The sequence below is a fragment of the Crocinitomix algicola genome (genome assembly GCF_001661595.2).
Taxonomy (GTDB): domain Bacteria; phylum Bacteroidota; class Bacteroidia; order Flavobacteriales_D; family Crocinitomicaceae; genus Crocinitomix; species Crocinitomix algicola.
Genome location: NZ_LYPF02000014.1, coordinates 1 through 12,340, shown reverse-complemented (window position 1 = coordinate 12,340; position 12,340 = coordinate 1). Strand labels below are relative to the sequence as shown.

Annotated in this window: 12 protein-coding genes; 3 read left to right on the top strand and 9 right to left on the bottom strand. The window is 35.9% G+C overall.

Annotated features, from left to right (window positions below; all coding sequences use genetic code 11):
* Positions 1–723 (bottom strand): hypothetical protein, encoded by a 723-nt coding sequence (locus A8143_RS08015; RefSeq protein WP_066758209.1) that lies wholly within the window; start codon positions 721–723, stop codon positions 1–3.
* A 272-nt stretch (positions 724–995) separates the two neighbouring features.
* Between A8143_RS08015 and A8143_RS08010 the strand changes: the two genes are divergently transcribed.
* The 3 genes from A8143_RS08010 (at position 996) to A8143_RS08000 (ending at position 4,583) form a co-directional block, all read left to right on the top strand.
* A complete protein-coding gene (locus tag A8143_RS08010) occupies positions 996–2,522 on the top strand; it encodes a sensor histidine kinase (RefSeq protein ID WP_175437514.1) in 1,527 nt (508 codons plus the stop codon).
* An 83-nt stretch (positions 2,523–2,605) separates the two neighbouring features.
* Positions 2,606–3,409, top strand: coding sequence for a universal stress protein (locus A8143_RS08005; RefSeq protein ID WP_066758207.1), 804 nt, complete (start codon positions 2,606–2,608; stop codon positions 3,407–3,409).
* 115 nt (positions 3,410–3,524) lie between these two features.
* A complete protein-coding gene (locus tag A8143_RS08000) occupies positions 3,525–4,583 on the top strand; it encodes a response regulator (protein ID WP_066758204.1) in 1,059 nt (352 codons plus the stop codon).
* On the opposite strand, the gene A8143_RS07995 is transcribed toward A8143_RS08000, so the two are convergent.
* The 8 genes from A8143_RS07995 to A8143_RS07965 all read right to left on the bottom strand — a co-directional run.
* Entirely contained in the window at positions 4,580–5,311 is a 732-nt protein-coding gene (locus A8143_RS07995) for a sulfite exporter TauE/SafE family protein (RefSeq protein ID WP_066758201.1), read from the bottom strand. The two genes, A8143_RS08000 and A8143_RS07995, sit on opposite strands and share 4 nt — an antisense overlap.
* Positions 5,312–5,313: 2 nt before the next feature.
* Positions 5,314–5,754 carry a FixH family protein gene (locus A8143_RS07990; protein WP_066758198.1) on the bottom strand — a complete coding sequence of 147 codons (441 nt, stop codon included), beginning with the start codon at positions 5,752–5,754 and terminating at the stop codon, positions 5,314–5,316.
* Positions 5,751–7,139 carry a cytochrome c oxidase accessory protein CcoG gene (gene ccoG, locus A8143_RS07985; RefSeq protein ID WP_066758195.1) on the bottom strand — a complete coding sequence of 463 codons (1,389 nt, stop codon included), beginning with the start codon at positions 7,137–7,139 and terminating at the stop codon, positions 5,751–5,753. Before ccoG ends, A8143_RS07990 begins: the two co-directional genes overlap by 4 nt.
* An 8-nt stretch (positions 7,140–7,147) precedes the next feature.
* Positions 7,148–8,245 carry a cbb3-type cytochrome c oxidase N-terminal domain-containing protein gene (locus tag A8143_RS07980; RefSeq protein WP_066758192.1) on the bottom strand — a complete coding sequence of 366 codons (1,098 nt, stop codon included), beginning with the start codon at positions 8,243–8,245 and terminating at the stop codon, positions 7,148–7,150.
* Positions 8,246–8,249: 4 nt separating this feature from the next.
* Positions 8,250–8,417 (bottom strand): cytochrome C oxidase subunit IV, encoded by a 168-nt coding sequence (locus A8143_RS16600; protein ID WP_083261281.1) that lies wholly within the window; start codon positions 8,415–8,417, stop codon positions 8,250–8,252.
* A 4-nt stretch (positions 8,418–8,421) separates the two neighbouring features.
* Positions 8,422–10,632 (bottom strand): cytochrome-c oxidase, cbb3-type subunit I, encoded by a 2,211-nt coding sequence (ccoN, locus tag A8143_RS07975; RefSeq protein WP_066758189.1) that lies wholly within the window; start codon positions 10,630–10,632, stop codon positions 8,422–8,424.
* On the bottom strand, positions 10,625–10,795 hold the full coding sequence (gene ccoS / locus A8143_RS07970) for a cbb3-type cytochrome oxidase assembly protein CcoS (RefSeq protein WP_066758187.1): 171 nt from the start codon (positions 10,793–10,795) through the stop codon (positions 10,625–10,627). Before ccoS ends, ccoN begins: the two co-directional genes overlap by 8 nt.
* Before the next feature lie 265 nt (positions 10,796–11,060).
* Positions 11,061–12,340 (bottom strand): T9SS type B sorting domain-containing protein (locus A8143_RS07965; RefSeq protein WP_139134303.1); only part of this gene is annotated, 1,280 nt, incomplete at its 5' end.

Genomic DNA, 12,340 nt, shown 5'->3' with positions numbered 1-12,340 from the left:
TTACTCCTTGTCAAATCTAATGGTGATTCTACCCACAACAATAGGCGCTTCCATTACGTTTTGGTCCGAAGAAGACAAAGTTACATCACCAAGATATTCGTTGGGAATACCTTCTTCATCAAAATAATCAAGGTTTAGCACCAAGTTGGTTTGATTTATTTTAGAGCTGTCGTTTTGAAAGATCCCTCCATGATAATCCCAGGCAAAACCAGAAAACTTGATAGGCTCGTTATCATTCCACGCTACTAAATCTTTTAAAGACATTCCTAAGAAGATACCCTCTTTGGAACTTAGAATTTGATTACCAATCAAGTTATACTCATCATCATACAGGTTATAACTTGCCTCTATCGAATTAACTTTGTCAGGATAATCTTCCTCCCATAATACCTTAACAACATGTCCATTTTTTGGATTTGTTACAATACTATGCTCAAATTTCAACATCCCTTCATCATAATAGCTCTCCCCTGTTTCAATGTTTTCTTCACCAAAATAGTCTGCCAATTCTTCTCGACTTTCAAAAGCGCCATAATCTTCTAAAAATAAGTTTGTAAAATTTTTTTCTTCCGCTTTTTCATCAACAATTAAATTGTTTTGATTTTCTTCGGTCGAATCAATTACTTCAATTAATTCTTCTTTTTGCTCTTCGGTTTTTGTTTGTGATTCGCAACTAGCAATTAATGCAAGTCCCGCAATTATAAGCGTACTATTTTTAATCATTTCATGTGTAATTTGCGGACTAAATTAGCCGTTTGGAATTGGAATTATTTGAAAATCAAACTGAACTTTATTAACGGTCGGTTTGAACTAAGGAAAAGAATTACTTTTGAGTAGATTTACTTGTTTTTATTAGAGACGAGTGAATTTTTTCATTCCATTAAAAAAACGCTAAGCTAAATAGTATAACTAACAAAAATCATCCATCCCCTTAACATTTCTTACCTTATTCATCCAATAAAATCGTTTTCTTTGTTCATATTCAATTTACAATGATGGATTCTAAGTACAAACAAATATTTGAAAACAGCAAAGAAGGACTATTGGTCGCTAATAAGTCAGGAACAATAGAAATGGTTAATCCTCAAGTTGTAAAACTATTTGGATATCAATCAAAAGAAGAATTACTTGGGCAGAAAATCGAAATACTAATTCCTCATGAGCTACGGAAACATCATGTTAATCATCGAGATAACTACAGCAAAAACCCTACTTCGCGAAGTATGGGAATTGGAAAAAATTTGAGTGCAGTTCGTAAAGATGGTTCAAGTTTTCCAGTAGAGGTTAGTCTTAGCCACTTTAAGGAAAATGATGAATTAAAGGTCATTGCATTTATTGTTGATATTACGGAGCGTGTGAAAATTGAAGCCGAAGTTTTAAAACTAAATACCGAATTAGAAAGAGAAGTACAATTTAGAACAGCTGAAATAAATGCCCAAAACAAACTCTTGCGATCAATAGCTGAAAACTTTCCAAATGGAAATATTTATGTTGTAAATGATAACTTCATTATCGAATGGGCAGATGGAAGTCTCATTCGTGAAATGGGTTTGACAGACCAATCTTTAATAGGACTATCTTTTAAAAATAGGCTCCCGGAAAAAGATAAAAATGCCATTATAATTGAGTTGGAGAAATTAATAGCTGGACAATCTATTCGCTACGATCTTACCGATAAAAACCGTCATTTTACTATTCACGGCGTCCCCTTAGACTTAAGTTTAAACGCCAATAAACGGGCACTATTGGTAGAATTAGACGTTACTAGTCAAAGAAAGGCTGAATTAGAAATGCAGGACAATTTAAACAAGGAAAAGGAGCTGAATGAGATGAAGTCGAGATTTGTTTCGATGGCCTCACACGAGTTTAGAACGCCTTTAAGTACAATTATTTCGTCAGCTACGATAATAGGGAAATACCCCGAAGCAACACAACAATCTCAAAGAGAAAAGCATATTGAGCGAATAAAGCGTTCTGTTTTTAACTTGACTGGTATATTAAATGATTTTTTATCCTTGGACAAGTTAGAGTCTGGAGCTGCAACATTTAAAAATCAACCTATTAACCTATACGATTTTACCCAAGAATTAAACGAAGAGTTTTCTGCAATTAAAAAAGAAAATCAGACATTAATCACTGATTTTAAGTTTGAATTTGATACCATAAATTGTGATCCAATCATTCTAAAAAACTGTTGTTTGAACCTGCTATCCAATGCTACCAAATATTCGAAAGATGATGACTTCATTGATTTTACAATGTATACGAGCAAAACAGAATTTTTAACGCAAGTAAAAGATTATGGTATCGGTATTCCAAAGGACGAACAGAAAGAACTTTTTTCCCGGTTTTTTAGGGCGAAAAATGTTACCAACATACAAGGTACAGGTTTAGGGCTAAATATTGTAAAACGATATGTTGACTTAATGGGCGGTAGCATAACATTTGAAAGTGAAGTAAATAGCGGCACAACCTTCACCATTCGTATTCCAATTGCTAATATGTTAAAACCAATTGAATAAGTGATAATTATCATCTTTTGGTATGTTATTGATCATTTTCACCAGCAAGTTAATTGATGTAAATTTGACAAAAAACTATTGTAATGAATATCCTTATACCGACAGACTTAACTGAAGAATCATTAAACTCTTTACCGCGACTATTTAATTTTTTTAAAGGAGATGAAACCAACATAACTCTTTTTCATGCAGTTGAGCCTAGGAAAAGTGGAGCAACATTAGTTTTAAATGTAGATGATATCATTTATGATGAAGCAAAATCTGCATTAGATCGATTTATCCAAGAGAATCAGGAAAAGTTAAAAACTCAAAACATTAACATCGATGTCGAATTAGCATATGGATATTTTGAATTGGCTTTAAATCGTGCTTTGGATCGCACTAAATCGGATATGGTTATTATGACGAGTAAATCGCGTCATGGTATTGATAAAATTTTAGAGCGAAAACAAACGTTAAAATTTATTGGTGAACTGAAACAACCGCTATTGATTGTACCATACGAACTTGCTTACAAAGAAATTAACACGGTAGCGGTTGGATTAGATCAAAAAGAGCCAATGAATGTAGATTCTGTTGCTAAAATTGAAAAAATTGCCTCGAATTTTGGGGCTGATATAAAACTTTTTCACATCAATGATCAATCAGAAAAGGATTTGTCATATTACGATCAGAAAATTCATATCGGTGGAGAAGACCAGTCAATTCATCTAAAAGAACACCAAGATGTAACTATTGGAATTGAAGATTGGATGGACGAGAACGAAGCAGAAGTTTTATCAATGATCACGCACAACCGTAACTTCTTCTCAAAATTGCTCATGCGCAGTGTTACGAGAGATGTTACAAAACGTAATTCAAATATCTTATTGATAATCACACAGTAACTCTCTAGTTCCTTTGTTACCGAGATTTTCTTGCATTCATTTACCGAATTTAAGGTGGAAGCTTACTATATTTACGTAAGTATAAAAAAAATTACAACCACCTAAAACACATGTTATGAAGCAAAAGCCGAAAATTCTCATCATTGAGGACAATCTTGAAATACGCGAGAATACGGCAGAAATTCTAATGCTCGCTGGTTTTGAAATAGATGTTGCCGAAAATGGAAAACTCGGGATTAAAAAGATAGATTCCTTTGGTCCAGACTTAATAATATGTGACATCATGATGCCTGAACTGGACGGCTATGGTGTATTGAATATCCTTAGCCGAAATCCTGATACGGCTTCTATTCCCTTCATTTTTCTTACCGCAAAGAGTGAAAGGGCAGATTTTCGAAAGGGAATGAACCTTGGAGCTGATGATTACATCATAAAACCATTCGATGAGTCTGATCTTATTCAATCGATTGAAGTACGGCTTGAGCGTAGCAAAAAGCTTCAGAAACTTAACTCCAATTCAAATGATTTACATGAATTTGTAAATGACACTAAAGCAATACAAGCACTAAACAACCTTTGCATAGACCGAAAAGAAAAGAAATACAGTGCGAAAGAGCCGATCTTCAGAGAGGGAGATTATGCCAATTACTTGTACTTTCTTAAATCTGGGTGTATTAAATGCGTAAAAACAGATAATTATGGGAAAGAGTTTGTAACGGAACTGATTTATCCTAGTAGTTATTTTGGCTATATCGCGCTTTTAGAAGATGGTGAACAAAGTGAGTCTGCTATCGCAATGGAATCGTCCGAAGTCACTATAATACCTAAAGATGATTTTAAAAAACTTGTGCAAACCAATCGTGATGTTGCCGTTCAATTTATAAAAAAATTAGCTGGAAATGTTCGTAAAAAAGAAGAACAGCTTTTACAATTAGCTTATACCCCCGTTCGAGAAAGAGTTGCTGCCATATTAGTTAAACTGGGAAAAAATGAAGATGGTTCGTTAAAAACAATTTCCGTAATGCGAGAAGATTTGGCCAACATGGCTGGAACAGCAAAGGAATCACTTATTCGAATTTTATCAGAAATGAAAAAAGATGGTCTAATTTCTATTTCAGGTCGAACGATTGAAATTGAAAATTTAGTGGAATTAGAAGGATTGGTTTTAAGCTAGTGACAATACATAACTGGTTGTTGTGCCTTATCCGAGCTATTTGATGGAGAAGCTTCATCAGCCATTTCAATTTTTGGACTGAGATAGGGTATACCTAGATTTGCACCGCGTACAACAAATAACAATCCAAACAATATAAGTGCAAAAGGCACCGATTTACGCATGATATTTCTAACTCTGATAGAAATGAGGCTACCTGCAAACGGCAAAACCAACATAAAAGGCAAAGTCCCTAATCCAAACAACATCATATAAACAACACCACCTGTCCATGACTCAGCAGTAAGCGAACCAATTAAACCTGCATATACCAAACCGCAAGGCAATAATCCATTGAAAAAACCTACAAAAAATAATGTACTGACTTTCCGTTGTTGCATATAATACCCCAGCTGTTTCTTGATCCATTTCCCAATCGCTAAAGAACTTCCTTTGAATCGTATAGTTACAAAAGGAAGGGTGAAAAATCCAAATATGATTAAAAAACCACCGGAAATAATGGAAAGCGTCTGAACAATACCGACATAACGCAAACCAAGACCAAAGACGCCAATTAGACCACCTAAAAACCCGTAAGCAATAACCCTACCAAGGTTGTAAAGTAAGACTTGTGCAACCTTCTCTGGAGCTGACAACCTGCCAATTGGTAAACTCAGCGCAATCGGACCGCACATTCCAATGCAATGAAAATTCCCCAAAATTCCGATTAAAAACGCTGACCAGTACATGACTATAAGTTTACCTCCCCCTCAACCAGGTGTGTTTTATTCTTATTTTTCCATGTCAATTCAACCTTATAAATCCCTTCAACAAGGTCAGATTTACGAATAATTACGGGACTTTTTTTGAACTTATTCAAACTAAAGCGACGGTCATCTTCCGCATTATTAGCTCTATAAAAATAAATCTCTACCTCATTTGCCCCCAAAATTGATTCTGGGCAAGACATCATAAAATCACCATTACTTGTTACATCAAAATTGACTTGCTCGATAAATATCTCACCATTCACCTTTGCGTCAATTTTATCTTGATAATTCACCTCTTGATGGTAATAATCCTCTGCATACAAGTCAGTTTTAGTTTGATGCGCCATTACAACCATTGTCAAAATAAAGCCCATAAATAAGGCTAAAAAAATTGTTATTCCTGTTCCCCAATTAAACTTCATAATTTCGGTCCTATAAATGTTGTTTCTATATCATCTACCATTTCATCTCCGCTAAAAACCCCTATCTCCAATTCAGTGTTCATTCCTGTTAGATCCATCCGCTTTAAATAAATCATAAACTTTGATTTAGCATTGGAACGTGGATACAGGATTATTGGATCTCCAATTAATTGTAACTCACCTTCAAGGTTTAGTAAACGGAAATCTACTGGTATAGTATCATTCGTTTTGTTCACAACTGTAACATCATAAATATTACTGACTCTACCATTCTCGTGCTTTTCGAATAAAGTACCCCTCGTCCTTAAAATAGTCGTTTGAAAATCTTCTCTTACCGCAATTAAACTGACTAATACGCCCATCAATAAGATTAACAATATGGAATAAGCAGTGACACGAGTGTTGAATTTAAACTTTTTCTTTTCAGCAATTCCTGCTTCAGATGCATATCGAATTAAACCCTTTTCCAATCCAACCTTGTCCATCATCGCATCACAGGCATCTATACAGGCTGTACAGTTGACACATTCTAATTGAACGCCATCCCGAATATCAATACCAGTCGGACAAACCACTACGCACTGATTACAGTCTATACAGTCTCCTTTACCTTCCGTTTTTCGATCTTTTCGCTTATCAAATTTACCTCTTTTCTCACCGCGAACATAATCATACATGATATTTAGCGAATTACGATCAAGAAGCACCCCTTGTAAACGACCATATGGACAAATAGTGGTGCAAACTTGTTCTCGCAATTTCAAAAACACCATGAAAAATGCAAATGTAAAAAGTAAGAGTGCCACTAAGCCTCCGACATGATTGGCGGGAGAATCCAAGGCTATTGCCAATACCGCTTCATACCCAATAATGTAAGAGAGAAAAATATTTGCGATCAAAAAAGATATGATAAAAAAGATTACATTTTTCAATCCTCTTTTGCGAATCTTTTCCGCATTCCACGGCATTTGACTTAGCTTCTTTTGGTAATTTCGATCACCTTCTATCCAGTACTCTATTCTGCGGAAAACCATCTCCATGAAAATGGTTTGTGGACATATCCAACCACAAAAAAGTCTTCCAAAAATTACTGTAAAGAGAATAATGAACACCACAAAAACAATCATCCCCAACGCGAATATATATAGATCTTGTGGCCAAAAAATTTGACCAAAAATACTGAACTTCCGTTCAATAATATTGATCATTAACAATGGTTCGCCGTCAATTTTTATAAACGGTCCACTAAAAAGTAAGGCAAGTAAAAGATAACTAACAATTTTTCGTCGGTCATAAAACTTACCACTTGGCTTTTTAGGGAAAATCCATACGCGCTTCCCTTTTTCGTCTACTGTTGATATTTTATCGCGAAATTCTTCGGACATGATTCTTATTATTCGTTTTCGAGTGAATCTTTCATTGCATTATTCGTAAGCGAATCTATCGCCAATTCTACTGTAACGCTATCTGCCCCTCCTGCTGGAGGATAATAGTCTCCCTGAGGTTCTTTTGGATTTGGAGGGTTTGTCCCTCTTAAGGTTAAAATATAAGACGAAACTTGCTGCATTTGAACAGGGTTTAGTTCATCTTTCCAACTCTTCATCCCATTTTCAGCACCATACTTAATAGTCTTGAATATGTCGTTGATTTGATCGCCATGAATCCAATAATCATCCGTTAAGTTTGGCCCTACAACCCCAGCTCCTGTCTCTAAATGACACGCTACACAATATTGATTGAACAACTCTTTTCCGCTGTTAATGTCTCCAATATCGGTTAAAGGAACAACCGAATACTCATCAACATTTAAAGCTTGAGCCTTAAGGTATTCCGCAACCTCAATTTCTGCTTCTTGCATTGAAATTTCATATTCTTCCGCTTGAAGTGGTGATATTTTTAATACATGGAAATTCATTAAATAAATAATACCTGCAACAATAGAAATATAAAATCCCCATTTCCACCATGGCGGTAGATTATTATCCAACTCCATAATACCATCATAATCGTGGTTAAGCAAGATGGATTCTTCTTCAGTTAATGGTACAGCATCAGTTAAGATTTTATTTACCCGTACACGTTTGACACGCTTTTGTGAAGCCAATAATTCTTTAGATGCACTGATTTTATAGAAATTTTTGAACAACCCTCGCATGTATAACAATACCCCTGTCATAAACAAGTTAATTACTAAGAGGATATTTATTGCTACACGATTGTAAAATGGATGCCCAGCTACAACTTCAACTACTCCTTCCGCAGCTGGCTCTAACTCTTGCGCAAATGCAATATTACCCATTCCGCCCGCTAACACAAGTATTAAGAAACCTATAATTTTTGCTCCATCCTTCTTTTCATCCCGGTTTAAAATTCCTTTTCTAAAGGATTTTGTATTAATAATTGTTTTTATTGATTGCCCCACCATATAAATAGCCACTGCTTGTAAAATTGCACAAACTATTAAGGCCCAAAAAATTGTTTGAAATTCCATCTTATTAATCGTTTAAAGGGTATTGACTCATTTCACTTGATTTCCGCTTATCCATTCTCACAACCCAAATAAATAGGCCAAGAAAAAAAGCAACGAATATGATTAGAGATACCAATGGATACACTTCGATTCCATCAATACTTTCCATGTGATTTTTAATGTACTTAAGCATAATCTTAATTTTCTTCGATTTCGGTAATTACTTCTTCCGTTTCTACTTTCTTATGAATGTCAGATCCTAATCGCTGCAGGTAAGCAATTAAAGCAATGATCTCTTTATTCTTTAGAGACTCAACCTCTTCTGGCGTATAGTCATCGCCAATTACATCTGTCAAAATATTATTGGCAATTTTTACGGCTTGAACGTCCATTGAATCATTCAAAGCTTCTTCAGTAAATTCAGGGTATGGAACACCCATTGAGCGCATTGCATCCACTTTTTTAAGCGTATAACTTCGATCAATATCATCTTCAACCATCCACTCATAAGTCGGCATTATACTTCCTGGCGAAATACTTGCTGGATCAATCATGTGCAGGTAATGCCATGAATCAGGACGATTTTGTTTATTACCGATACCCTCTCTGTGCAAATCAGGACCTGTACGTTTTGACCCCCATAGGAAAGGGTGATCATAAACAAACTCTCCCGCTTTAGAATATTCACCGTAACGCGCCGTTTCAAATCGTAACGGTCTTACCATTTGCGAGTGGCAGTTATTACAACCTTCTCTAATATAAATATCACGACCTTCCAACTCCAATGGTGTGTATGGAGTAACACTCGAAATTGTTGGTACATTTGAACTGATTAAGAAAGTTGGAATGATCTCTACAATTCCTCCGATCAAAATCACTAACAAACTGAGAATTAACATACGAACAGGTTTTCTCTCCACTACTTTATGCCAGTACTCTCCTTTTACCTTTCCAACAGCAATATTTCCATTCACTGCTTCACAATCTTCATTTGCAATTAACGAGCCTGCTCGAGCAGTTTTTAATAGGTTATATCCCATTAATACCGCACCAACAATGAACAGTAATCCACCAACAGAACGCATCGCAAAGAAAGGTCTTAGATTAGTCACCGTATCCAAGAAGTCTTTATTAACTAAAGTTCCATCAGGATTAAAATCTTGCCACATTAACCCTTGAGTAAATCCAGCCCAATACATCGGAATTGCGTAAAGTAAAATTCCTAAAGTTGCGATCCAGAAATGTGTATTTGCTAATTTTTTAGAATATAATTCACGTTTATAAATTTTTGGTATGATATAATACAACATTCCAAATGTCAACATTCCGTTCCAGCCTAAACCTCCTACGTGCACGTGGGCAATTGTCCAATCTGTAAAATGCGAAATAACGTTCACAGATTTAAGTGATAACATTGGACCTTCAAAAGTTGCCATACCATAACAGGTAATTGCAACCACCATGAATTTGAGAATTACATTGTCCCGAACTTTATCCCAAGCTCCTCGTAATGTCAATAAACCATTTAACATACCTCCCCAAGAAGGCGCGATTAGCATAATTGAGAATACAACACCTAAGGATTGAGCCCAGTCTGGTAGCGCATTGTATAAAAGGTGGTGAGGACCAGCCCAGATATAAATGAATATTAGTGCCCAGAAGTGAATAATGGATAATCGATACGAATAAACCGGTCGATTTGCCGTTTTAGGCACGAAATAATACATTAACCCTAAATAAGGCGTGGTCAAGAAAAAGGCTACAGCGTTATGCCCATACCACCATTGCACAAGTGCATCTTGAACACCAGCATACCATGAGTAACTCTTCATAAAATGAATTGGAAACTCAAAAGAGTTAACAATATGCAAAACAGCAACTGTTACAAATGTTGCGATATAAAACCAAATAGCCACATACAAATGTTTAACACGTCGTTTTAAGATGGTTGCAAACATGTTCCATCCAAAAACCACCCAAAGCAAAGTAATTGCAATATCAATTGGCCATTCTAATTCGGCATATTCTTTTGAAGTGGTATACCCCAATGGCAAGGTTAAAACCGCAGAAAGAATAATAATTTGCCAGCCCCAAAAGTTAATATTACTCAACTTATCACTCCACATTCTTGTTTTCAACAAACGCTGAAGTGAATAATAAACACCGGTAAAAATTCCATTTCCCACAAAGGCAAAAATCACTGCATTAGTGTGCAGTGGACGAATTCTACCGAAGGTTAACCAAGAGGTTAGGTTTAAACTTGGCCATACCAATTGAAGGGCTGCCAAAAGACCTACCAACATCCCCACAACACCCCAGATAACAGTTGCGTGGGCAAATTTCGAAACAATCTTATTGTCGTAAGAAAATTTCTCTGCTTCTAAAGAAGCAACATTTGTACTACTCATAATTTGTGATTTCGTTTTCTATGGTTTCTTCTTCCGATAAAATACGAACTGATGGACTTTGATAATCATCAAACTGACCTGACTTAGTTGCCCACAAAAAAGCTCCCAAAAAGAGACCTGCAAGCACGAGACTAACGAAAATAAGTATGACAATAATCTGCATTGTTCTTTCTTTTATCTAGTACAAATAGACAGATTATTGGAAGTTTATCCGAAAGCGAATGTTATACGCAAAGATGATTTTTATCAGTTTTTAACGAACAAGACAAAATTTAGACAGAAACGTCTACAATATTTAGACAAGCATGTTCGAACAACAACATGATTATATGTGTTCTACAAAGTAAAAAGTCAAATTTAAACAAACTAGTATGAGAGTTTTGCAACTCAATTATGACACAAATCAATGACTACCTTTAATCCAACTCTTATCGCATTAAAGTTGTATTGCCTTTTAAAACACCGCGTTTACCATTATTAAGTTGGTAACCTAAAACCCATGTAAATACGCCTGGATTTTCAGCTCTGTTCAAGTATGTTCCGTCCCAACCTATGTTTTGTTGATCTGTTTCAAACACTAATTCTCCGTATCGATTGTATACTTTAAAATTCATTGCAGTGATAGCATAGCCTTTAACATAAAGTACGTCGTTAATACCATCTTCATTTGGTGAGAATGCTGTTGGAACACCAATGCCTTCAATAAAATTAACCAACACACTAACGCTATCAGATGTCTTACAACCAAATTCATCAATGAAAATAACAGTATACGTTTCGTCTTCTATCGGATGACCTGTGGTTATCGGACAGTCCGAACACTCCACTGTTTTATCTGGTGACCACGAATAATCACCCTCTTCTGATGAGTTGGCGATTAACATAGCGGAACCACCTAAATCTATAATTGTATCGTATTTCGCCTCTAAATCTGGAAGGTCATGCACAATTATCTCTTCTGTTGTTGTATAGGTCGATCCATTAATGTTTGTCGTAATTAATTCAATGATATATACTCCAGGACTTGTCAAGCAAATCTCTGGGTTCTGTTCCGTCGATGTTGAAGGACTTATTTCTGCTCCAAAATTCCATTCATAACCGGCAATTGGACCACCAGTACTTAAATCATTTATTTGAACACAGTTTCCTACACATAAAGCTCCATTAATCTCAAATGCTGGATCAACCGTATTACAATCTTCTACCACAATAGAAATACTTGCAGTAGATTCGCAACCTGCTGCCGACGTTCCTGTAACTGTAAAAGTACTCGTTCCGATGGTCATTGGTTCAAACGGTACTCCATCTAGCACGCCACCATCCCATGTATAAGTTGCAGCTCCTGCTCCCGTTAACGTTACTGTTTCACCAAAACAAATTGTCCCACTCGACGCAAGTGCTTCGACTAATGGCGCTGGATGAATGGTCAAATTTAATGTTACTACAGAATCACAACCATCAACCGTCGCTAGTGTATATGTCGCAGCAAATTCATCCGAGGTGTATGTTAACCCATCAATCCAAGTATACGATTCACATGCTTCAATAAAATCTATCCCTGTTGTGCTTTCATTAATCGTTAAATTTAACGTCACCACTGAATCACAGCCAACGGCGTTGGTTAATGTATGGGTCGCGGCAAATTCATCTGAGGTATAGGTTATTCCATCAATCCAAGTATAAGCATCACAAGCTGTGATAATATCTG

Excerpts from the sequence above, each read along its gene's own strand:
- A8143_RS08015 (WP_066758209.1), bottom strand. The coding sequence starts at position 723 with ATGATTAAAAATAGTACGCTTATAATTGCGGGACTTGCATTAATTGCT.
- A8143_RS08010 (WP_175437514.1), top strand. The coding sequence starts at position 996 with ATGGATTCTAAGTACAAACAAATATTTGAAAACAGCAAAGAAGGACTA.
- A8143_RS08005 (WP_066758207.1), top strand. The coding sequence starts at position 2,606 with ATGAATATCCTTATACCGACAGACTTAACTGAAGAATCATTAAACTCT.
- A8143_RS08000 (WP_066758204.1), top strand. The coding sequence starts at position 3,525 with ATGAAGCAAAAGCCGAAAATTCTCATCATTGAGGACAATCTTGAAATA.
- A8143_RS07995 (WP_066758201.1), bottom strand. The coding sequence starts at position 5,311 with ATGTACTGGTCAGCGTTTTTAATCGGAATTTTGGGGAATTTTCATTGC.
- A8143_RS07990 (WP_066758198.1), bottom strand. The coding sequence starts at position 5,754 with ATGAAGTTTAATTGGGGAACAGGAATAACAATTTTTTTAGCCTTATTT.
- ccoG (WP_066758195.1), bottom strand. The coding sequence starts at position 7,139 with ATGTCCGAAGAATTTCGCGATAAAATATCAACAGTAGACGAAAAAGGG.
- A8143_RS07980 (WP_066758192.1), bottom strand. The coding sequence starts at position 8,245 with ATGGAATTTCAAACAATTTTTTGGGCCTTAATAGTTTGTGCAATTTTA.
- A8143_RS16600 (WP_083261281.1), bottom strand. The coding sequence starts at position 8,417 with ATGCTTAAGTACATTAAAAATCACATGGAAAGTATTGATGGAATCGAA.
- ccoN (WP_066758189.1), bottom strand. The coding sequence starts at position 10,632 with ATGAGTAGTACAAATGTTGCTTCTTTAGAAGCAGAGAAATTTTCTTAC.
- ccoS (WP_066758187.1), bottom strand. The coding sequence starts at position 10,795 with ATGCAGATTATTGTCATACTTATTTTCGTTAGTCTCGTGCTTGCAGGT.